Origin of the sequence: Phocaeicola oris (genome assembly GCF_021295095.1) — a bacterium.
Taxonomy (GTDB): Bacteria; Bacteroidota; Bacteroidia; order Bacteroidales; family Bacteroidaceae; genus Phocaeicola; species Phocaeicola oris.
Map to the genome: position 1 here is coordinate 19,620 of NZ_JAJLQX010000004.1, position 22,687 is coordinate 42,306.

Here is a 22,687-nt window from a genome sequence, read left to right on the forward strand (position 1 = left end):
GTAACTGTGATTTGATTTATCTTTGCAAACAAATTATGAAAAGGATTTTCTTTTGTCTCATTATCAGTTTTCTGTGTTGCCAAATGAATGTGATGGCACAGCTGAATACCGGAGGCGGCTTTTCTTCAAGCGGGCAGTCGCTTGGTAACCGCGACCGCAATGGTACTCCTATTGATACGGCTGCTGTAACAGACGCAAGTACAATTCCTGTCGGCGTTCAGCAATGGAAAATAGACGAACGATTCGGTGACGTGACGGAAATTCCGGTCGACACCATTGAACACATGTTTCAGAATACGAACATGAACGATGGTATGAAAGGACAATATAATCACTTGGGGAACCTTGGATCACCACGCTTAAACAGGATATTTTTCGATAGAAGAAATTATAGTGAAGAGTATTTTACCGACCCGTATGATATCATCTTTGTCCGCCCGCAAGACATGATTTTTACCAATACAAAGTCTCCCTTTACCAATATTTCTTATTACAAAGAGTTTGATAGCCAGAACGGAGAAGAACGATTCAAATCATATTTTGCCATCAACGCGAACAAACGATTAAGTTTCGGATTTTATGCTGATTATATATACGGCAGGGGGCATTACACCGACCAGTCGACCGCGCTGTTTAACGGAGGACTCTTCTCTTCCTACAGGTTTGGAAAGTATGAAATGCACTTACTTATAAATCGTAACAACTACAAGATGTCGGAAAATGGTGGCATCTCCGACGACCGTTATATCACTAACCCACTGGATATGGCTGAAGGAAAGCGCCAATACAGATCGTACGACATACCTGTCAAGCTACAACAAATATGGAATCATAACTCGGGAAAGCATATTTTTCTGACACATCGCTATAGTCTGGGCTTGCATCGGGAACATGCCGACACGATAAAAGCGGATAGTTTAAGATTGTTGTTGCATACCGACACTATTCATACCGATTCCATCCGAATTATCCGTGAATTTGTTCCCGTAACCAGTTTCGTTCATACCGTACAATATGATACGAATAAGCGAAAATATTATTCCTATAATACATCGCAGAACGAAAAGTACTGGGAAAACATGTATTTAGCAAATGATTCCATCGATAATACACGCTACATCTCTATCAAGAATACGTTCGCCATTGAACTTCGCGAAGGATTCAACAAATGGGCCCAAGCGGGACTTACCGCGTTTATCTCGCACCAGATGCGGAGTTATCATCTGCCCGACAGTATTTTTATCCATGATCTGCGTCAGCATACACGCTATAAAGAGAATAACATTTCAATAGGAGGACAGTTGGCAAAGCGTGAAGGCAAAACTATACATTACTCGGCCTTAGGAGAATTCAATATCGCGGGTGAGAACTCAGGAGATTTAACATTAGAAGGTACAGCCGATTTAAATGTCCGTTTGTTTGGCGATACTGTGCGTTTAGATTTAATGGGATTCATGAAGAACAAGAAACCTATCTTCTATTTCCGGCATTTTCATTCCAAGCACTATTGGTGGGATAATGAGGATTTAAGTAAAGAGACACGTACACATATCGAAGGAAAACTTTCATTCGATAAGCTTGGCACTACGTTACGGGCAGGAGTTGAGAATATAAAGAACTATACCTATTTAGCCAATACCGGTATTGTTAATCCGGATAACAAATCAAGTTATTTGAATAATGCCGCGATTAAGCAACATAATGGTAATATACAAATATTAACTGCGCAGATTCAGCAAAACTTTCATTTAGGATTATTACACCTTGACGCAGAAGTTACCTACCAGAAATCGAGTGAGCAGAATATTCTCCCTCTTCCTGAGTTAAACTTATATGGTAATGTATATTTGCAAGGCACATTGGCAAAGAAAGTGTTGAAATACGAACTTGGAGCCGATGTCCGTTATTTTACCAAATATAACGCTCCGGATTATGCAGTAGCTATTGGGCAATACTATTTACAGAATCAGGATAATGCCGTATCCATTGGCGGATACCCCATTATAAATGCCTATTTCAATATACACTTAAAACGTACCCGATTCTTCGTAATGTACTCACATATTAACCAAGGGTCCGGCAGTTCAAACTATTTCTTAGCGCCACATTACCCTATTAATCCGAAAATATTTAAGATCGGACTCTCTTGGAATTTCTTTGACTAAATCAAAATTTATTCGTCATGAACGAACCTGCAAAACCTCAACGCGGACTCAAATATAAAAGATTTAAAAAAAGCTTATGGGTAGGATTTGCCATTTTTGCCGGAGTCCTTATTGGCAATCTATATAACGATATCATAGGAAGCAGGCATAAATATAAACCTCGAGACTATGCCGCAATAGTCAAGTCAGGGATTCTCAGAGCCGTTACGGAATATAATTCCATCAGTTTCCACGTTGACGCCGATTCCGTCGATGGATTCCATTATGCCCTTCTGCAGACTTTTGCAAAGAGCAAAGGATTAAAATTAGAAGTTACTCCGATAATGAGTTTTGAAGAACGTTTAAGAGGTGTTGTGGAAGGACGCTTTGACATTTTGGCAAATAGCACGACAATCACGACTGATTTACAAGATTCACTCTTATTTACCCATCCTATACAGGTCAGTCGCCAAGTTCTGGTACAACGTAAAGCAAAGAATGAGGACGATACCACCTTTATAAAAAATCATCTGAACTTGGCAGAAAAGACCATTTACGTCGCAAAAGGGAGTCCTGTCATTGTGCGAATTCATAACTTAAGCAATGAAATCGGTGATAGCATAAAAGTAAAAGAGATAGAAAAATATGGACCCGAGCAATTGTTAGCTTTAGTTTCAAACGGAGACATTGACTATGCCGTATGCGATGCAAATATAGCGAAAGCCTCATTGAAAGACTTCCCGAATCTGGACGTCAGTATAGATATCAGTTTTTCCCAATTCTGCTCATGGGGAGTAAATAAAACGGCCTTTTCCTTACTCGACACACTGAATGTTTGGCTTGACAAATTTCTTAAAACACCTGACTTTAAGAAGCTTCAAGAAAAATACTTGCAATAGAACTTCATAAAGTTTGCGATTCTTGCTATCTTTGCCCATCAGAATAAGGTAAAATCACTTATAAGGATAACTATGGAACCATTGAAGACTGTAAATTGGGGATTTATTGGTTGCGGTGTGGTCACAGAAAAAAAGAGTGGCCCTGCATTTTCTATGATTGACGGATCACGCGTTATAGCTGTTATGAGCCGCGACAAAGAAAAAGCAGAATCATACGCAAAACGGCATAACATTCCTCGTTGGTACTCCGACCCGTTAGAGTTAATTGACGATGAAGAGGTGAATGCTATCTATATTGCTACTCCGCCATCTTCGCATGCTACGTTTGCTATCATGGCCATGAAAGCCGGTAAAGCAGTTTACATAGAAAAGCCTATGGCTGCCAGTTATGAGGATTGCAGCCGTATCAACAGAATTTCAAAAGAGACAGGAATTCCTTGCTTTATAGCTTATTACCGTCGTTATCTTCCTTATTTTCAAAAAGTAAGAAAAATCATTGAGGACGGAGAAATAGGAAATGTCATCAATATACAAATCCGATTTGCCCAACCTCCAAGAGATTTGGATTATAATAGTACCAATCTGCCTTGGCGTGTTCAACCGGATATAGCCGGTGGTGGATATTTTTATGACTTAGCGCCACATCAGTTAGATTTATTGCAAGATATGTTCGGCTGCATTCTTGAAGCTGAAGGATATAAGAGCAATCGTGGAAGATTATATAATGCTGAAGATACAGTAAGTGCTTGCTTCAAATTCGAATCCGGTCTACCGGGGTCCGGTTCCTGGTGCTTTGTGGCACATGAATCAGCAAAAGAAGATAGAATAGAAATTATCGGAGATAAAGGTATGCTTAGTTTCTCGGTTTATACTTACGATCCGATTGAGCTCCATACAGAAAGAGGAAAGGAAGAATTCTGCCCGTCAAATCCACCACATGTCCAATTGCCATTGATCAAGAACGTTGTAGAACATCTGCAAGGCAAAGCAATCTGCACATGCGATAATATCAGCGCAACTCCTACCAATTGGGTTATGGATCGTATCTTAAGTAAAATCTAATCTATCAATGATTACCCTCCGACGCATTAGATTACTTTTCATATTACTACTATTTTGCATTTTGAATTCAAATGCTCAAAATGTAAGGGATAGTATTCCCAATACGTCAATCGATACTGTCGCTACCCCCCGACATTTTATAAAACAAGGCAATACCGCAAAGAAAGACTACAATTTAACAAAAGAAGTAACTCGAACTTGGCGTCATACACGACGAAAGATTAAAAAAGAAATAAAAGAAATAAATGCCATTGACACCACTTATATTTCTCCAAACAAATATAATTTGGCATTTATGTTAGAACGTAGTTTCTGGTACGAGAACTGTATCATTGGTGGAACAACTAATGAGAGCAGACAAAACATCGTATTTGCTCCTAACCCAGACAGAAAGTTAGGAATTTATTTCGGCTGGCGATGGATATTTCTCGGCTATACATTCGATTTAAATGATGTGTTTGGCAAAAATAAGAAAGATACCAAAAATAAAAAAGAGTTTGAACTGAGTATTTATAGCTCTCGTTTTGGAGTGGACTTATATTGGCGAAAAACCGGTAGTAACTTTAAAATTCGTTCGACAAGCGGATTTGAACTGACAGAAAATGAGAAAAGTTATTTGGGAAATTTCAACGGATTGGAGTGTAATGTGAAAGGATTAAACGCATACTGGATTTTTAACTATAAAAAATTCTCCTACCCTGCCGTATACAGTCAATCAACTAATCAACGAAAAAGCGCAGGATCTTTGATGGCCGGCTTTTCATATACACAGAACCATTATACATTCGACTACACTCAACTGCCTATGTCCATATTGGGACAACTGAACAATGCCATGATGATTAACGAGGAAAAGTATTCAAATTATAGTATCAACATAGGCTACGGATATAATTGGGTATTCGCCAAGAATTGTGTAGTGAATCTTTCTCTATCTCCGGCCATCGCTTATAAAAAAGCGAAAACATATAGTAATGAAGAAAATGGAGTTCCACAGAATATATTAAAATTCAAATGGCTTAAGGAAGTTAATCTTGACTTAATAGGTCGTACCGGAATTGTTTGGAACAATAGCAAATACTTCATAGGAGGTTCGGTTCTCTTCCATTCATATAATTATAAACGCGAAAGCTTCTCGGTTACAAATAACTATATCACAGCCCGTATTTATGCCGGATTCAATTTCTGGAAAAAGAAATAAATAAGGATGACCACAAAGGCCATCCTCCTAAAAAACATCAATGAAAAATGTTATTATGTTGTTCTTATGCTATTAAAAGTGCACCCCTATTGTGAAAAGTAATTGATGACGAGAAAAGTCAACATCCGTATAAGGAAGATAAACTTTGTCTACAGTATCATCAAATGGAGAAAACTTTGCTTTATACATATCATACTTGTACGCTAAGTCAGCATAAATCACATTACCACGGTAACCGATTCCACAAGTAATAGTATGCTTGTCTTTTGAATTCATCCATGCTGTATTTGTACTATAAGGAGCCAACGCATTATAAGCATCCTTATTAAAAGCAGCAGTAGAATAATTATAACCGGCACGAAGACTGAAAGCAGGAATCACACGATATTCAACACCTACTCTTGCAATATGAACGCCTTTCAGATAATCCTTAACACTTGATTGATCGCCCAATTCATAACCATCAGTATCTTTTAACTTACTTGTGCCATAATCAGAATATTCATACTCTGCGCCAATTGCAACTGAACGACCAATAGTAGTACCCATATTCACATTGAACTTCCACGGAGTCTCCACACGATAATCGTAAGTCAAATAATCAGGATTCAAGTAGTCACTCAAGACCTCAGGAGATACCGGTTTCAACTCACGATTATGAAAAGCTACAATATCAGATGAAATTTTCGCATTATAAGATTCAGTCAAATCATACCATGTAGGAGTATGGATCGCGATACCGAAACGAAATGGAGAATCCTCCAACGGACGGAAAATAGCGCCTAACTTCAAATCAACACCCGTACCCTCCAACTTATAATCATTCTCAAGAGTATATCCGCCATTCTTAACAGGTGTATCACCTTCCTGTTTAATAGAATAGATTCCACCATCAGAGCCTTGGAAACCAATCAGATTCTCTGTATAAGAAGAATAACGAGAATAATTCAAGTCGTATATGCCCATTGTCACTCCCAAGTAAACACGGTCGTTCAAGTTAAAAGCGACATTGAAATCGTATGTATTGATTCCACCCTCTACTTTATGATAATAATTGTTATTAGCTCCATTCCATCCCGCAGGACTGTTATATCCAAGAGAACTATTAGACTCCCAACCGACCAGACCTGAACGAATTCCCATCAAGCCAAGCACTGAGAAATTTTTGTAATCACTCTGAGAATATGGATTACCCTTCGATTCAAAGATTGCGTTCAACTGGCTTTCATTGATACCAGCTTTTCCCAAGTTATTAGCTAACTGCCAAGTCTGAGAATAACCATCTAAATCACCACCGGCTTCAAAAAGCTGATTAAAGTTACGACCTTTGTGATAGTTAAACGCAAAATTTACATATCTCAAAGTTGTCGTATTGCCTATCTTATTGCTATATACAAAACCTATCTGATCAAAAGACGCACGAGTTTTATCCTGACTTATCTTTGTTCCGTTGAAAGTAGCGTCCGCCATGGTTTTATTAAAGCCAAAAGAAGTAGAAATATCATTACTCCTGAATATGGCAATACCGGCCGGATTCGTACTGATAGTAGATATATCTCCTCCTAAAGCGCCCATAGCGCCCCCCATACCCACAAAACGAGCTGTACCATTTAGTTCATTGCTGATTACACGTTCCGCGTCATACAAGTTTTGTGCGTCTATTGTTGATACGGATAACAACATAGAAACTGCTATTATCAATTTATTCTTATTCATTTCAAGCAAATTTAATATAACAGACAATTTATTTAATTCATGCTAATACAAACGATCTTTTTTTAGTTATCGGCTACGTGACCCACCTCCAGAAGAACGACTTCCACCACTGAAACTGCCACCTGATGAACGGCTACTACCAAAGCTGCCACCCGATGAACGGGTACTACTGCCAAAACTACCACTTGATGATCGAGAATAGCCACTACTATTATTAGATGAACGGGGTACACCCGGAGAATAGGAACGACTATTGCCGCCACTATTAGAAGAACGACTATATGCTCCTCTTTCAGCTGCTCCGCTATAGCTGCCACCTACACTCGAACGGGTACTGCTCGGACGATTATAAGTCCCACTGTTCGAACGGGTATAACCCGAATTTCCATTATTAATAATGCTACCACCTGTTCTTGAACGGCTGCCGGAAGAGCGAACCGATCCGTCATTCGTATTTCCAGATACTACACGACCACTATAATTGCCACTTCTCGTATAAGTACCGGAAGCAGAGTTACGAGTTCTGTAATCCTGCGCGCTTCTACCGTTACTATAATTAGAAGAACGGTCACGAGTAGCAGGAGTACCTTGACTAAAGCGAGTTGCTCTCGTATAACCGGAATTATCACGTCTGTAGTTATTGACATATCGATCGCTATGGATACCGGATCTCATTTTACTTGAGCCATTCCAGCCCCAGCCGCCCCAATAGCCATGATGCCCCCAGCCTGCATAATGGTAGTAATAAGGACTGCTCCAGCCCCAGTAGCTTCCCCAGCCACCGTACCAACCACTATACCAGCTTCCATACCAGCCTCCATAGTACCAAGGATCATACCATCCGTAATGCCAAGGAGTTGAATACCAACTGCTATAATACCAAGGAGATCCCCATCCCCATCCATAATTATAACGCCAGTCCCACCATAAACGATTCGTATATGTAGGAAAAGCATAAGCATAAAAATCATCGACATAAACGTTCCATTCCCACGAAGGAAGCATATAAATCATATCCCAATATAACGGACTACTTATCGGAACAGCAAAACGAGGATGATGGAAACGAACAATTCTCATTGCATAATCGTAATCACTTTGAGAACCTTCAAAACCATTGACCCACTCCCCACGTTCTCCTACAGGCTTTTCTTCTATGTACAAAGTGTCATTGTCCATAGAAAAGTTATTGTCGCGCGAAGTATAACGGCGATTGTATTCGTCAACATCACGAGTATAGCCATTTCGGTCGTTAATAACAGTACGATTACTATTTGCGCCACTATTATTATAAACATTCGAAATAGAGTTCGTGGTTGGACGATGAGATTCTGTTTTAGTCACCTCAGTAGTCTTTACCGCTGACTTAGTTTCAGTATTCTTCTTAGGGATGAAATAGAGGTCATCGTTCACATCCTGAGCAATCGCCAAAATAGGCAAACTCATCATCAAAAGTGAAGTTAAAACAATCTTTTTCATACGCTATTTTTTTAAAATGTTATTATTCGCTTTTTCTCTTTCACAAAAATAAATAAAGAAAAATAGCCTCAAAAAAGAAAATCCCTACTTTTAAATAGGGAAATCCCTATTTATTTCTTTTTTTATTTATATTTGTAACCAATAAAATTAAAACAAATAATATACCTCAAATGAATACAAAAAGATTATTTTTCTTAATTTTTGCTATATTACTTTTATCTGTTAACGAAATAAGTGCATGTACCTCTTTCATTGTATCGGGGAGAGTGACTGCTGATGGACGTCCTATGATCTTTAAAAATCGTGATGCGGACAATTTGAGCAATATGAGTCTTTTTGTCAAAGGAGAGAAATATAACTATATAGGTATTGTAGCTGGAAAAACAAAAGAAGTCCGCGATGTATGGGTTGGACATAATGAAGCAGGATTTGCCATTTTTAATACGGCAGCTTATAATCTAAATGATAAAGAAGATGGTCCAATTGAGTTGGACGGTGAAGTCATGCGCCGTGCGTTGGAAATTTGCGCATCGCTTTCCGACTTTGAAAATATGCTTGATACCCTACAACGCCCGATGCTTGTTGACTCTAACTTTGGCGTTATCGACGCGAATGGTGGCTGTGCATATTATGAAGTCGGAAATTCAACGTATGTGAAGTTTGACGCTAACGATCCGAATATTGCTCCTTATGGCTATCTGGTCCGTACCAATCATGGCTTTTCGGGTGACCGCTCAAAAGATAAAGGAATTGAGCGATATATGGCTATATCTGAAGTGATGATGAACGCAGAATATTCAAATAACCTAAATGCCGAATATCTGATAACGAATGTTCCAAGAACATTAAAACATGGATTGACGAAAATTGATATACGCGACTTTATGCCGGAATCTGCCAATGAAACAAGGTTCTTTCCTTTCCACGATTATATTTCCCGGTCTTATACTTCATGTTCCGTTCTAATCCAAGGAGTTAAAAAAGGAGAGAATCCTTTATTAACCGTCAGTTGGACAATTGTCGGTAATCCATTAACCACTGTAGCTGTTCCTTTAGTTATTACTTCCACGCATAAGCTTCCGCAGGTGATAACAAAAGGAGAAGACGGTTGTTCTTCGCTATGTGAAGCCGGATTGAGATTAAAAAATAAATTATTCCCTTTAAGACGAGGTTCCGCTACCGACTATATCAATATTGCAGCCTTAATAAATAAAGAAGGAACAGGAATTCTACAACAGATTCTTCCGGTGGAAAAAGAAATCATCCGACGTGGAGACGAAGAGTTAAGAAAGATTCGCTCAGCAGGAAAAACTGACACATCCATAGAGCAATACTACGATTGGGTTAACCAATACATAAAAGAAAAATACAAACAAATCTTCGGACTCGAATTGTAGTGAAAGTGAGTTTAATGAATTTAAATAAAAAAGCCGTGTATCATTACTTCTTTTTAAATAGATACACGGCTTGTGTTATTTTAAATCGTCAATTGACCTTATTTATACCCCAATTTTAAAACAAGAATCGTAGTACATCATTAAAATTAGCCCATATCAACAAGGCAAACAATATGAACATACCTGTTATTTGGGCATACTCCATGAATTTATCACTTGGTTTACGCCGTGCAATAATTTCGTAGAATAGAAATAGCACATGACCGCCATCCAAAGCAGGTATCGGAAGAATATTCATAAATGCCAAGATAATAGATAAAAACGCTGTCATTGACCAAAACTTATGCCAATCCCATTGCTTTGGAAATATACTTCCTATAGTTCCAAAACCTCCCAAGCTCTTAGCTCCCTCCTTGGTAAATACATATTTCATATCGTCTACATATCCTTTCAATGTATTTACACCTAATCTTATGCCTGCCGGGAAAGACTCAAAGAAACTATATTTTAAGTTAGTATACCTATAGTCAATCTTCTTTGCTATTGTTCCAACCATAAAAGCGGTATCTGTTTGACACGTGACAGTATCTTGCACTCCATTCCGACCGTAAACGACACTTAATGTTGCCGTTTTTTCGTTTTTAGCAAGCGCGTCGGCTTTTAAGTCGTCCATTATTTGCAGGAAAGTGTTCCATGAATTAACCGACTGACTATTTACCGCTAAAATCTTATCGCCTTTTTGAATGCCTGCATTAGCGAAAGCATGATTAGGCAAAACGGAATCTATTTCATTTGGAATCAACACATCTATAAACGGAGGATTTTCTTTCGCCATTTCCAGCAAACTGACTTCCGGCATCAAAATAGTCTTCTTCTGCACATGGCGTAAAACGGTTACTTCACGAGCGTCCGCAATAGCACGATACATATTAATGTCAAAACGTTGCAATTGTTTGCCATCTGCCGATAACAGTACATCACCATCCTGAAAACCTATCTTCTGGGCCGTCTCATTAAATTTCATGCCATTGGTCATGTCCTGCAAAGAGATATAAGAATCTCCCCAATGAAACAGAATCATGGAATAAATAAACAAAGCGAGCAAGAAATTCATTACCACTCCCGCAACCATAATAATCAATCGTTGCCATGCCGGTTTTGAACGAAACTCCCATGGTTGGGGATCTTTCTTCATTTGCTCGGTATCCATAGACTCATCAATCATTCCTGCTATTTTCACATAACCTCCTAATGGTAACCACCCTACTCCATACTCTGTTTCACTACGTTTTGGTTTCCAACGGAACAAAGCAAACCAAGGATCAAAGAAAATGTAGAACTTTTCTACCCGAACCTTAAATATTTTAGCTGCAACAAAATGTCCTCCTTCATGAATAATAACCAAAAGTGAAAGACTTAAAATCAATTGAAGGACACGTATTAAAAATGTTTCCATATCTATTTTCTATTATTTACAATAAATCTTGTGCTATTCTTCGAGCATCGGCATCTGTCGCCACATAATCTTCGTATGTCGGTTTGCTGATGTAACAAGCTTTCCACATCGTTTCTTCTATGATATCACTCATTCCTAAAAACGAGATTTTATCATGCAGGAAAGCATCAACGACAACTTCATTCGCGGCATTAATAATACATGGCATATTCCCACCTTTATGAATAGCCTCATACGCTAAAGCTAAGTTCCGAAACTTCCCCAAATCAGGTTTTTCAAAAGTCAGACTTTTTATATCGAATAAATCCAAACGTTCAAAATCTGACTTTAATCGTTTAGGAAAAGAAAAAGCAAATTGAATAGGAAGTCGCATATCCGGCATTCCCAATTGGGCTTTAACCGATCCGTCCACAAACTGAACAGCCGAATGCACAATCGACTGCGGATGAACTAACACCTCTATCCGGTCCGGATGAACATCAAAAAGCCATTTTGCTTCCATTACTTCAAAGCCCTTGTTCATCATAGAAGCGGAATCGATAGTAATCTTTGCTCCCATTTTCCAATTCGGATGATTCAAAGCTTCCTCCTTAGTAACCTTAGCAATCTGATCCATAGAATATGTTCTGAAAGGACCTCCTGAAGCTGTCAATAAAATTTTCTCTATAGGATTTCCATATTCCAAGCACTGAAAGATAGCCGAATGCTCCGAATCAACAGGAAGAATTGGAACATGATATTCATTCGCCATAGCGGTAATAATCTCACCTGCCACGACCATCGTTTCTTTATTAGCCAATGCTATGACCTTTCCGGCTTTAATAGCCTCCATTGTAGGCTTTAAACCTGCGTATCCAACCATTGAAGCTAAAACGATATTTATAGGATCTGCAGTAACCACCTCACAGATAGCTTTCATGCCGGCATATACTTTAACAGGTATATCCGCAACTAAATCCTTTAGCCGATTGTACTTAGCTTCATTGGCTATAACCACACAATCGGGCAAGAATTGATGTGCCTGCTCTGCCAATAGTTCCACACTGTTATTTGCCGTTAACGCATAAACCTCAAATAAATCGGGATTAGCTCCAATCACTTGTAAAGCTTGCGTTCCAATGGAACCGGTAGAACCTAATATCGCTATCTGCTTCTTCATTCTAACAAACCTTCCGGAATTTGTACTATAAGCTTCTTATTTTCCTTATCTACTTCCATAATAAAGTCTTCATGAGCCGGAAGCAAGAGTTCCTTACCGGCATTATCTATTTTAAGAAGTACATTCATAGTGCTGTCGTCATAATCAACCACCATCCCTAAAATACCATATTTGACATCTTCCACACTGAAACCTACCAAATAATTCCATGAAAGCACTTCGTCGTCCGATAACTTATCCACATATTTTTTAGGGAAAAAAACTTCTACATTGGTAAACATCTTGGCCTTTTCTTCCGAATCCACATCTTCCAACTTCACTAAAGCCGTCATGTCCGACCTAAACCGATATTCTTCTATATAGAAAGGAACAAGGATTCCGTCCATATCACAAATAAAGAAATCACAATCCACCCTATCAAAGATATCATCAGTAAACGTAAATAACAGTTCACCATTTATTCCATGAGGGCGATTAAACTTCCCTATTTTATAGACATCCTCAACTTTTATCATTTAGGACATTTTAAAAATTACTCTTCCGATACTGATTATTTTGTTTTCGTTGATTACTCTGCTTTCGCTGAATATTATTTTGCTTCTTTGAAGAAACAACCTTCGTTTCTGCCAAATATAAATCTTCTATTGACAAATTGATAGCTCCATTCGAATATTCTCGAAGATCATCTACTATCTTTTGGTCTTCTACATTCTCCTTATTCCAATTCACATAGCTTCGCTTCATGTAATTGGCTATCAAATTGATAAGTTGCATCTTTTCTTCTCCATCCGGATAAGCGACAGCACGTTGAATCATCATCTCAACCAAGTGTCCATAATAACGATACCGGATTCTCTCTTGCTGATAAGGAATTTGATCCGGTTTTACATGAAGTTCATCCTTCCTGACTATATCATACGGATAGTCAATGTCAAGTTGAAAATCAGACATAATGGCCAAATGATCCCATAATTTATGCTTAAAATCTTCCGAGTCTCTTAAACGGGGGAACATATTCCCCATGATATCAATAATGGTATTGGCACAATGTTGACGTTCTTTGCGGTCTTCTATTGTCAGACAATAATCAACCATATTCTGCACACTTCTTCCATATTGTGGAAGCGGTAATTTCCGCCGTTGGGTATTATATTCCATACATTACAACATTTTTTTAGGTTTAGTAGCCACAAACTCTTTCAAATAGAAAGGTTCAAAGTAAGCAACATCTTCGTATTCTTTATTTACATTCGCTTTTTCCGCCAAAGGAAACATCCATTTTGCTTCAGGAACGATGTTTTCAATAAAATGAGCATTAGGATGATTTATTCTTGCTTTACACTTCAATGCTCCATTTCCAAAGAAATAAACAGGTCTTTTATCCAGATATTCTTGATAAGAATATTCATCTACAATGTCAGCTGCTATAGGACGAATAGCAGTTAGAGAACGGTCATAGACAGCAGCATATACTTCCATACGCCGTGCGTCAATCATAGGGCAAAGCAACGCATCCTCCGGAATGTCATGATTCAATAAAACAGGAACGGAAAGAATCTTTAATGACGGAATAGCTATTAAAGGGATACCACGCCCAAAACAAACTCCCTTAGCCATAGAAACGCCTATTCGTAAACCTGTATAAGACCCCGGACCACTGCTAACTGCAACGGAATCAACAGGGATAGCATGACTATCGGCAAAAGAAAAGGCCTCGTCAACAAAAACGCCTAACTGTGTTGCATGTGAAGGCCCATTCAAGTCTTCCTGATTAAAAATAGTCATCCCATCCTGACTCAACGCCACCGAACATGCTTCTGTAGAGGTTTCTATATTAAGAATACAAGACATAATCGTCGAATTTCAAATTATAACCTGCAAATATACACTTTTCTTTGCACTTAATTCTTCTAAAATCACTACTTTTGTGAAAAATATATATTATATGATACAATCAATGACAGGATATGGCAAAGCAACTGCCACATTCGGAAATAAAAAAATTATCGTAGAGATTAAATCGCTCAATAGCAAGGCAATGGATTTATTCACTCGCATCGCGCCCGATTATCGCGAAAAAGAAATGGATATCCGAACGCTTATTTCAAAAAAGTTAGAGCGGGGAAAAGTGGATTTCAGCCTTTGGATCGAAGTACAGGCCGATTCTTCCGCTACTCCTATTAATGCTACCTTAATAAGCAATTATCATAAACAAATTATATCTATTGCAAAAGAACAGCATATTCCGGAACCTATCGATTGGTTTAGCACACTTCTACGTATGCCTGATGTACTGAATAAGGTGGAATCCGCGGAATTGGAAGATGAAGAATGGCAAGTGGTTTGGAAAGCTGTTGAAGAAGCCATAGAGCATTTAGTTCACTTTCGTATACAAGAGGGGGCTGCCCTTGAAAAGAAATTTACTGAAAAAATTGATAACATAGAACGTTTGTTAGCCTCTATTGAACCTTTTGAAAAAGAACGTGTCCAAAAGATTCGAGACCGCATTATTGAGCAATTAAAAACACTACCTGTAGACTATGACCGGAACCGATTGGAACAGGAACTCATCTATTACATTGAGAAGTTGGATATCAGCGAAGAAAAACAACGCTTGACAAACCACTTGAAATATTTTCGGGAAACAATGAAAAATGGTCATGGACAAGGAAAAAAATTAGGATTTATCGCTCAAGAAATGGGACGTGAAATCAACACTACAGGCAGCAAGTCCAATCAAGCCGAGATGCAAAATATCGTTGTTCAGATGAAAGATGAGTTAGAACAGATTAAAGAACAAGTTTTGAATGTGATGTAACTATGGAAAAAGGTAAACTGATCATCTTTTCTGCTCCAAGCGGTTCAGGAAAATCAACCATCATTAATTACTTACTAACTCGAAACTTGAATTTGGCATTCTCCATATCCGCGACAAGCAGAAATCCTCGTGGAAAAGAAAAGGATGGCGTTGAATATTATTTTCTTACTCCCGAAGAGTTCAAAAAGAAAATAGCTAACGATGAGTTCTTAGAATACGAAGAAGTTTACCCCAATCGCTTTTATGGTACGTTGAAAGCTCCTGTGAAAAAACAGTTGGAAGAAGGTTACAATGTCATCTTCGATGTTGACGTAAAAGGAGGATGCAACATAAAAAAGTTCTATGGAGATAAAGCACTGTCTGTATTTATTCAGCCACCAAGCATTGAAGAATTAAGGCATCGTTTAGTAAATCGTAGAACAGATAAACCGGAGGTCATTGAAGACCGTATAGCACGAGCTAAGTTTGAGTTAACCTTTGCTGATAAATTTGATACAGTTATCATTAACGATGATTTGGAAAAAGCAAAAGCTAAGGCATTAGAAACCATTCAATCATTCTTAAAGAGGAAATAAATGACGACTAAAGAAATTCAAACAATGAAAGTTATCGTTGTAATAATTGCTGCCGCGTCCATTGCGTTAATGGTTGTTTCTCTATACCTGAAACAATGGATATTAACCGCTGCTATGGCTTTATGCGCACTGGGACAAATTTATAATTACAGGGCTTGGAACAAAAAGGAAAAAGAATTAAATAAAAAATAATCCTATGAAACCACAAATAAAGACCGGGATATTTGGTGGTTCATTTAATCCTATTCATATCGGACACTTAGCCTTAGCCAATTATTTGTGCGAATATGGAGAAGTGGATGAAGTATGGTTTCTCGTCTCCCCTCACAATCCGTTAAAGGAGGAAAAAGAACTTTGGGATGATGAATTTCGTTTGGAACTTACCCGTTTGGCTATAGGTGACTATCCAAAGTTTTCTGTATGCGACATAGAGTTCCACTTACCCAAACCATCGTATACCATTACTACACTTGACGCGCTGAAAAGACAGTATCCGGAAAGAGATTTTACTTTAATCATCGGTTCCGATAATTGGGAGATTTTTAACAAGTGGCACAAACCACAGGAAATCATTGACAGATATCATCTGCTAATCTATCCGCGATTAGGCTATAACATCAATACCAATAAACTCCCAATACATGTTAAGTTGGTCAATGCGCCAATCTTTGAGATGAGTTCTACCATCATTCGGGAAGCCATTCGTGAAAGAAAAGATATTCGTTACTTCCTCCATCCTACAGTTTACCAACGTATCACCAAAGAATTAAGCCATGAATAATATAAAAACCAACTCTTTCAAGGCATGGATGCTGGCAGCACGGCCCAAAACATTGGCAGGAGCCGCAGTGCCTGTATTGATTGGTTGCGGATTGGCTTATTCCGAAAATGTATTCCAACTGATTCCTTCCATAATTTGCTTCCTGTTTGCTTTTGTCATGCAAATTGACGCAAACTTTATCAATGATTATTTTGATTTTAAAAAAGGAGATGACAGAGAAGACCGATTAGGTCCGGAACGTGCATGCGCACAAGGATGGATAACACTTCAAGCCATGAAAAAAGGAATTACCATCACCTCAATACTGGCTTGTTCCATAGGCAGTTGTATTTTATTCTATGCCGACAGTATTATGATTATTGTCGGACTTCTTTGTGTGTTATTTGCATTCCTTTATACCACTCGACTCGGGCATCTGGGATTAGGGGACATATTAGTTCTCATTTTCTTCGGACTTGTTCCGGTATGTGGAACATTCTATGTTATGGCTCATTCCTTGACATGGGAGGTCATCATCGCGTCCCTTGCTTGTGGGTTAGTAATTGACACGCTTTTGATGGTGAATAACTATCGTGACAGAGAACAGGACAAGAAAAGCAACAAGCGCACTATTGTTGTCCGTTATGGAGAGAAAGCAGGTCAACAACTTTATTTACTATTAGGCATAACAGGAACCGGACTTTGTCTGTTTTTTATTCCGAAAGGCCATATTTGGGCAGCCTTTTTACCTCAACTATATCTTATTTTTCATTTGTCCACATGGAAAGAGATGACGCATATCTGCCAAGGCAAGAAACTGAATATCATTCTTGGAAAGACCTCACGGAATATGCTTCTTTTTGGAATTCTGCTTACATTAGGATTCATTCTAAAGTGATGCCCGACAACGAAGCAAATGATGAAGATGAAATCATCATTTCATGCGTATGAAATCATTGTTTCACTACTGTGAAACGATCTACTCATACGCATGACTTTCGGAAAACTTCTGATGACTTTCAAAAAACTCATGATGATATAATCAGAGAATACAAATCAATATTTCAATCTTTCTCTATTAGCACCACCGCATAAGCAGATAGGCCTTCTTCTCTACCTGTGAAACCCAGCTTTTCTGTCGTAGTTGCCTTGATGGAAACATCGTCAATGTCAACTTTCATGAGCCTTGAAAGGACTTGTTGCATGGCAGGGATATGAGGATTCAACTTAGGCTTCTCAGCACAGATAGTAGCGTCTACATTCCCTACACGATAGCCTTTTGTAGCAATCAATTCAACAGTTTCAGAAAGAAGGAGTTTGCTGTCAACATCTTTATATTCTGCTTCGGTATCAGGGAAATGATAACCGATATCCCGCATATTTGCCGCTCCAAGCAGAGCATCGCAAATGGCATGAATCAACACATCCGCATCCGAATGTCCCAATAATCCCATGGGATAATCAAACTTTATCCCCCCTAACCATAACTCACGACCGGGAGCCAAGCGGTGAACGTCATAACCAAAACCTACACGTATCTTCATCGTATATAAAAATCTAAAACTTTTTTCTCTTCCAAAAAACCTTCCAAATGTTGTCCTATACTGACAGGTCCTACTCCTACCGGTGTGCCTGTATAAAGCAAATCACCCATCTTCAAAGTATAGAACCGACTGATATATGAGACAATCTTATTCACATGAAAAATCATATCAGAGGTGTCTCCGCGCTGAACCGTTTTACCATCAACATTCAGATTAAACTCCAGTTGCTGAATCTCGGGTAGCTTATCCACAGGAATAAAGTCTCCTATTACGGCCGCGCCGTCAAACCCTTTCGATATTTCCCATGGACGTCCATCTGCCACCAGCTTCTGCTGCAAATCTCGAGCAGTAAAATCGATTCCCACAGTAACAGCATCATAATATCGAGACGCAAAACGTTCGGAAATAGACTTACCAAGTCGATTAATACGAACCACAAGTTCTGTTTCATATTCTATCCAATTTGAAAAATCGGGTAAGAAAAAAGGTTTACTGTCTTTTAATAAAGCAGAATCCGGTTTCATAAAAATAACCGGTTCCGACGGCAACTCCATTCCCTGATGAAGTTCCTGACAGTGTTCCCTGTAATTCATTCCAACAGCAAATATCTTCATTTCACTAATCTTTATATTTACAAAGTTATTACTTTTCTGCTTATAAAGAGAGATTAAGGCATAAAAAAAAGGAACTCGTTTGAGTTCCTTTTTCTTTTATATACAGATTTAGTTTATGGTAAGCAACATCATGACACATCAATAAATAATATATTCTTTATCGACATCTTGCAATCTTTTTTCCTTGTTGGCTTCTTTCTTGCTCATGATAATCTTCATTGCAAAAGGACGAGGGAGTTTCAGAAATTCAGCCTCACTGTAACAATTTCCTTGTTTGGGTTGCGCTGTATAAGTCGATGTCAGATGATAGAAGCGGATACCCTTCATCTTTTTTCGGTCAAACTCCTCTATCATATAATTGGAATATCGACAGTCACTCAAATAGTAATGCCCATCATGCTGATTATATGTAACTTGGTAATCAATCTTCCAGTCCTTATAGTTATGCCCATAAAAAGTTTTAAATGTCGCCAATACCAGAGAATTAGTCCTCGTCTTGACATTATACTCCAGTCCGGTATGCCTAACCGCACTGAGAATAACACAACGTGCCGTGTCCATATAAAAATATCCGGAATCGTTTGCCACCTTATTCGAACGGAAGGCAACCTTGACAATATGACTATCGTTATCTTCTTGACTGCTTCCGCCAACAAAACGGTGCTCCTTTATAAAACGTTTGTCCAAGTCAGAAACAAAATCATGGTAGAGCGAATTCTTCAAATTAGTATAATCACATCCTGCTGTCCTATCCTTGTAAATAATAATACTCTGCGATGGAAGAATCTCAAATTCCTCTCCGCGACGAATAAGTCCTTTACTACTAAATCCGTACAACATTTCATTGCCGACGTTCTGCGTCTGATAGTCGTAGCTGAAAACGCTCGAATTACCATATATTTCTTCTTTCACTTTCAAGAATTGTCCAAGTTTTTGTCGTATCCATGATGGCTCGCCACCAACGACAACAACCTCTGGCAGTATATGAACCAAAGGAACAAGAAACAAGGTATCAGGCAGCGACGTAACAACCTGCTTCCGGTAGTTAACGTGCGAAATGGTAAGACTGTCAAAAGCAAAGTCCACTATCACTCGCCCCTCGTCGTCACTGGTAGTACTATTCACACGTCCGTCAACAGCGGCAAAGACACTGACCTTGCTAATGGGTACACTATATTCCTTATCCCACAGAACACATGATTTCTGAGCATAGAGAGCCGTTACTGCAAGTACCCATACGGTCAGTAGAAATACTTTCTTTTTCATTCGATATATGCATCTTTGTAATTACAAAGTTATTACTTTTCTGCTTATAAAGAGAGATTAAGGCATAAAAAAAAGGAACTCGTTTGAGTTCCTCTTTCTTTTATATAATAGCACCAATTTATTCAGCACGGAATGTATAACGTTGGAAAGCCGTTATTTTCAATTCTTTATCCGACTTAGCCATCAACTGAGCAATGTTCTGGCTTGGATCCATAATATCTTCCTGTTCAACCAAGCAAACTTCTTTATAGAACTTAGCCATACGTCCCTTTGCGATGTTCTGAACCATCTGTTCCGGAAGATTAGCCATTTTCTCTTCTGCAACCTCTTTCTTAATTCTACGAATATCGTCAGCTTGCTCCTGAGTAATCTCCTTCTTTTCAATGCCTTCTTCAATATGCTCTTCATTCTCGGCAATGTAGAGGTTATAGCCGGCTTTCTTCAAAGCATTCTGAACAGCTTTCTCAACCTGCTCTTCCTTCGTCTTCTCAATTGCAACCTTGAATTCTCTTTCCTTAACTTCTTCAGAAACACTATCCTGATCAATAGCGATTGGATTCATAGCGGCAATTTGCATAGCAATCTGATGAGCTACAGTTTCATCAGCAACCTTATTAAATGCAACTAAAGTGCCCAAAATGTTCTTACCTTGATGATTATATACGGCAACAGATTCTCCCTCAACTGTGAGGTATGCACCCAATTCCATTTTTTCACCGGTAATACCACTACGTGCAACAATGGCATCCTGAACAGTATCCTTATCGTTCAACTTTAAAGCTTTAACTTCCTCAACCGTCTTGCACTTGTTGGCAACGGCAGCATCAATAATCTGCTGAGTTAATTTCACGAAATCAGCATTTGTAGCAACAAAGTCTGTTTCACAATTCAAAGCAACCAACACAGCGAATGTTCCGGTAGACTTAACCAAGACACAACCATTAGAAGCATCACGATCAGAGCGTTTAGCAGCAACAGCCTGTCCCTTTTGGCGAAGAATTTCAGTTGCTTTTTCGATGTCATTGTCCGAAGCTTCCAAAGCTTTCTTACAATCCATCATACCCGCTCCGGTCAATTTACGAAGCTTGGTAATATCAGCTATAGTAACAGCCATAATTTATATCCTTTCTTTTAATTAAATATTATCTTCAAAATAAATTGAGAGCTGAGAGAGAATTAAAAGAGTTTGCAGCAAACGCCCGTAGACTCCCATATTCAAACTCTCAACTCTCAACAACTATGTGTTAAGCCTCTTCTTCGTCTTTATCTTTCATAAAGGCAGCTGCTTTAGAAGCATTGATAGCTTCCTCCTCAGCTTTACCTAAGCGGGCTCTCGTAGATTTTTTCTTGCTAACTTTTGGAGCCTCCTCTTCTTTAGCTTCCTGATCTAATTTTTCAGCCTTGCGTTCTTCCAATCCTTCAGCGATGGCTCCACAAACAGCGTCAAGGATAGCACCAACAGAATCAGTAGCATCATCATTTGCAGGAATAACGAAATCAATAGGATTTGGGTCTGAATTCGTATCAACAATACCGAATACAGGAATTCCCAAACGATTAGCCTCACGAACTGCAATATTCTCTTTTAATACGTCAACGATAAATAATGCAGCCGGCAAACGAGTCAAGTCAGCAATAGAGCCAAGATTCTTTTCCAATTTAGCACGCTGACGTGTAACCTGCAACATTTCACGTTTAGACAAGTTTGAGTAAGTTCCATCACTTGTCAACTTATCTATATTTGTCATCTTTTTCACCGCCTTACGAATCGTTGGGAAGTTAGTCAACATACCACCCGGCCAACGTTCAATAACAAAAGGCATATTAACAGAAGTGGCTTTCTCAGCTACAATCTGTTTAGCTTGTTTTTTAGTAGCGACAAACAGGATTTTCTTGCCTGATTTTGCGATTTGTTTCAATGCTTCAGCAGCCTCATCAACCTTAGCTACTGTTTTATTAAGATCAATGATATGAATACCATTGCGCTCCATAAAAATATAAGGAGCCATTGCAGGATTCCATTTTCTTCTTAAATGACCGAAGTGGCAACCTGCTTTTAATAATGTATCGAAATCTGTTCTTGACATCTTATTAATTCTTTTAATCGTTTACTTTCTTTTTTGTTTTTCTAACCAGCCATCGGGTAGTCTGTCCGTATAAAGAATCCCGATAGTTTAGATACTAAACGCAATCTTCCAATCCTATAATTAACGTTTACTGAACTGGAATCTACGACGTGCCTTCGGACGACCCGGCTTCTTGCGCTCCACTTCACGTGAATCACGAGTAACAAAGCCTGCAGCACGAAGAGCTGCTTTATCATCGGCGTTGATTTTCACCAAAGCACGAGCAATAGCCAAACGCAAAGCCTGCGACTGACCGGTGAAACCACCACCCTGAAGATTAACCTTTATATCATATTTTTCAGCAACCTCCAGTTTATTCAGAGGCTGTTTTACTACATACTGAAGAATTGAGGATGGAAAGTATTGTGCAATGTCTCTCTTGTTAATTGTAATCTTTCCTGAACCCTCGGTTACGAAAACACGTGCTACTGCACTTTTTCGTCTACCCAATGCATTTACTACTTCCATTCT

General features: G+C 38.7%; 23 protein-coding genes. 10 read left to right on the forward strand and 13 right to left on the reverse strand.

Features of this window, described 5'->3' with window-relative positions:
• Positions 1 to 35 precede the first annotated feature (35 nt).
• The 4 genes from LO761_RS03365 (at position 36) to LO761_RS03380 (ending at position 5,306) form a co-directional block, all read left to right on the forward strand.
• Entirely contained in the window at positions 36 to 2,165 is a 2,130-nt protein-coding gene (locus LO761_RS03365) for a putative porin (RefSeq protein WP_272816917.1), read from the forward strand.
• Positions 2,166 to 2,182: 17 nt separating this feature from the next.
• On the forward strand, positions 2,183 to 3,043 hold the full coding sequence (locus LO761_RS03370) for a transporter substrate-binding domain-containing protein (protein WP_272816918.1): 861 nt from the start codon (positions 2,183 to 2,185) through the stop codon (positions 3,041 to 3,043).
• Between the two features lie 72 nt (positions 3,044 to 3,115).
• Entirely contained in the window at positions 3,116 to 4,105 is a 990-nt protein-coding gene (locus LO761_RS03375; RefSeq protein WP_272816919.1) for a Gfo/Idh/MocA family protein, read from the forward strand.
• Between the two features lie 61 nt (positions 4,106 to 4,166).
• A complete protein-coding gene (locus LO761_RS03380; protein ID WP_407951539.1) occupies positions 4,167 to 5,306 on the forward strand; it encodes a DUF4421 domain-containing protein in 1,140 nt (379 codons plus the stop codon).
• A gap of 72 nt (positions 5,307 to 5,378) precedes the next feature.
• On the opposite strand, the gene LO761_RS03385 is transcribed toward LO761_RS03380, so the two are convergent.
• Positions 5,379 to 7,022 carry an OmpP1/FadL family transporter gene (locus LO761_RS03385; RefSeq protein WP_272816920.1) on the reverse strand — a complete coding sequence of 548 codons (1,644 nt, stop codon included), beginning with the start codon at positions 7,020 to 7,022 and terminating at the stop codon, positions 5,379 to 5,381.
• A gap of 66 nt (positions 7,023 to 7,088) precedes the next feature.
• On the reverse strand, positions 7,089 to 8,501 hold the full coding sequence (locus LO761_RS03390; protein WP_272816921.1) for a hypothetical protein: 1,413 nt from the start codon (positions 8,499 to 8,501) through the stop codon (positions 7,089 to 7,091).
• Positions 8,502 to 8,671: 170 nt separating this feature from the next.
• Here LO761_RS03390 and LO761_RS03395 point away from each other — a divergent pair, with 170 nt between their 5' ends.
• Positions 8,672 to 9,898 (forward strand): carcinine hydrolase/isopenicillin-N N-acyltransferase family protein, encoded by a 1,227-nt coding sequence (locus LO761_RS03395; RefSeq protein ID WP_272816922.1) that lies wholly within the window; start codon positions 8,672 to 8,674, stop codon positions 9,896 to 9,898.
• A gap of 115 nt (positions 9,899 to 10,013) precedes the next feature.
• Here the strand turns inward: LO761_RS03395 and rseP are convergent, their stop codons facing one another.
• From rseP to tsaB, 5 genes are read right to left on the reverse strand one after another with little or no spacing between them, the layout of a single operon-like run.
• Complete coding sequence (gene rseP, locus LO761_RS03400) at positions 10,014 to 11,354, reverse strand: RIP metalloprotease RseP (RefSeq protein ID WP_272816923.1); 1,341 nt, start codon at positions 11,352 to 11,354, stop codon at positions 10,014 to 10,016.
• Positions 11,355 to 11,370: 16 nt separating this feature from the next.
• Positions 11,371 to 12,513 carry a 1-deoxy-D-xylulose-5-phosphate reductoisomerase gene (locus tag LO761_RS03405; protein WP_272816924.1) on the reverse strand — a complete coding sequence of 381 codons (1,143 nt, stop codon included), beginning with the start codon at positions 12,511 to 12,513 and terminating at the stop codon, positions 11,371 to 11,373.
• Positions 12,510 to 13,028 (reverse strand): ribosome maturation factor RimM, encoded by a 519-nt coding sequence (rimM, locus tag LO761_RS03410; RefSeq protein WP_272816925.1) that lies wholly within the window; start codon positions 13,026 to 13,028, stop codon positions 12,510 to 12,512. Before rimM ends, LO761_RS03405 begins: the two co-directional genes overlap by 4 nt.
• A 10-nt stretch (positions 13,029 to 13,038) precedes the next feature.
• A complete protein-coding gene (locus tag LO761_RS03415) occupies positions 13,039 to 13,671 on the reverse strand; it encodes a DUF4290 domain-containing protein (protein ID WP_272816926.1) in 633 nt (210 codons plus the stop codon).
• A gap of 3 nt (positions 13,672 to 13,674) precedes the next feature.
• Positions 13,675 to 14,364: a tRNA (adenosine(37)-N6)-threonylcarbamoyltransferase complex dimerization subunit type 1 TsaB gene (gene tsaB / locus LO761_RS03420; RefSeq protein WP_272816927.1), complete on the reverse strand. Its 690-nt coding sequence runs from the start codon at positions 14,362 to 14,364 to the stop codon at positions 13,675 to 13,677.
• A 94-nt stretch (positions 14,365 to 14,458) separates the two neighbouring features.
• On the opposite strand from tsaB, the gene LO761_RS03425 reads away from it, so the two are divergent.
• Genes LO761_RS03425 through menA form a run of 5 tightly spaced genes read left to right on the forward strand, consistent with a single transcriptional unit; the run spans position 14,459 to position 17,564 of the window.
• Entirely contained in the window at positions 14,459 to 15,331 is an 873-nt protein-coding gene (locus LO761_RS03425) for a YicC/YloC family endoribonuclease (RefSeq protein WP_272816928.1), read from the forward strand.
• Positions 15,332 to 15,333: 2 nt separating this feature from the next.
• Positions 15,334 to 15,906, forward strand: a complete 573-nt coding sequence (gmk, locus tag LO761_RS03430; RefSeq protein ID WP_272816929.1) for a guanylate kinase — start codon at positions 15,334 to 15,336, stop codon at positions 15,904 to 15,906.
• A complete protein-coding gene (locus LO761_RS03435) occupies positions 15,907 to 16,098 on the forward strand; it encodes a hypothetical protein (RefSeq protein WP_272816930.1) in 192 nt (63 codons plus the stop codon).
• A gap of 4 nt (positions 16,099 to 16,102) precedes the next feature.
• Positions 16,103 to 16,687: a nicotinate (nicotinamide) nucleotide adenylyltransferase gene (gene nadD, locus LO761_RS03440; RefSeq protein WP_272816931.1), complete on the forward strand. Its 585-nt coding sequence runs from the start codon at positions 16,103 to 16,105 to the stop codon at positions 16,685 to 16,687.
• The gene (gene menA, locus LO761_RS03445) at positions 16,680 to 17,564 is read left to right on the forward strand and encodes a 1,4-dihydroxy-2-naphthoate octaprenyltransferase (RefSeq protein ID WP_272816932.1); all 885 of its coding nucleotides are present in this window, start codon (positions 16,680 to 16,682) and stop codon (positions 17,562 to 17,564) included. Before nadD ends, menA begins: the two co-directional genes overlap by 8 nt.
• A gap of 166 nt (positions 17,565 to 17,730) precedes the next feature.
• Here menA and ispF read toward each other — a convergent pair whose 3' ends face one another.
• From ispF to rpsI, 6 genes are all read right to left on the reverse strand, one after another.
• Complete coding sequence (gene ispF / locus LO761_RS03450; protein WP_272816933.1) at positions 17,731 to 18,210, reverse strand: 2-C-methyl-D-erythritol 2,4-cyclodiphosphate synthase; 480 nt, start codon at positions 18,208 to 18,210, stop codon at positions 17,731 to 17,733.
• Positions 18,207 to 18,824, reverse strand: coding sequence for a fumarylacetoacetate hydrolase family protein (locus LO761_RS03455; protein WP_272816934.1), 618 nt, complete (start codon positions 18,822 to 18,824; stop codon positions 18,207 to 18,209). The genes ispF and LO761_RS03455 overlap by 4 nt, the downstream gene beginning before the upstream one ends.
• A 138-nt stretch (positions 18,825 to 18,962) precedes the next feature.
• A complete protein-coding gene (locus LO761_RS03460; RefSeq protein WP_272816935.1) occupies positions 18,963 to 20,090 on the reverse strand; it encodes a hypothetical protein in 1,128 nt (375 codons plus the stop codon).
• Between the two features lie 118 nt (positions 20,091 to 20,208).
• Positions 20,209 to 21,204 carry a translation elongation factor Ts gene (gene tsf / locus LO761_RS03465; RefSeq protein WP_272816936.1) on the reverse strand — a complete coding sequence of 332 codons (996 nt, stop codon included), beginning with the start codon at positions 21,202 to 21,204 and terminating at the stop codon, positions 20,209 to 20,211.
• A 130-nt stretch (positions 21,205 to 21,334) separates the two neighbouring features.
• On the reverse strand, positions 21,335 to 22,177 hold the full coding sequence (gene rpsB, locus LO761_RS03470; protein WP_272816937.1) for a 30S ribosomal protein S2: 843 nt from the start codon (positions 22,175 to 22,177) through the stop codon (positions 21,335 to 21,337).
• A gap of 120 nt (positions 22,178 to 22,297) precedes the next feature.
• Complete coding sequence (gene rpsI / locus LO761_RS03475) at positions 22,298 to 22,684, reverse strand: 30S ribosomal protein S9 (RefSeq protein WP_272816938.1); 387 nt, start codon at positions 22,682 to 22,684, stop codon at positions 22,298 to 22,300.
• Positions 22,685 to 22,687 lie beyond the last annotated feature (3 nt).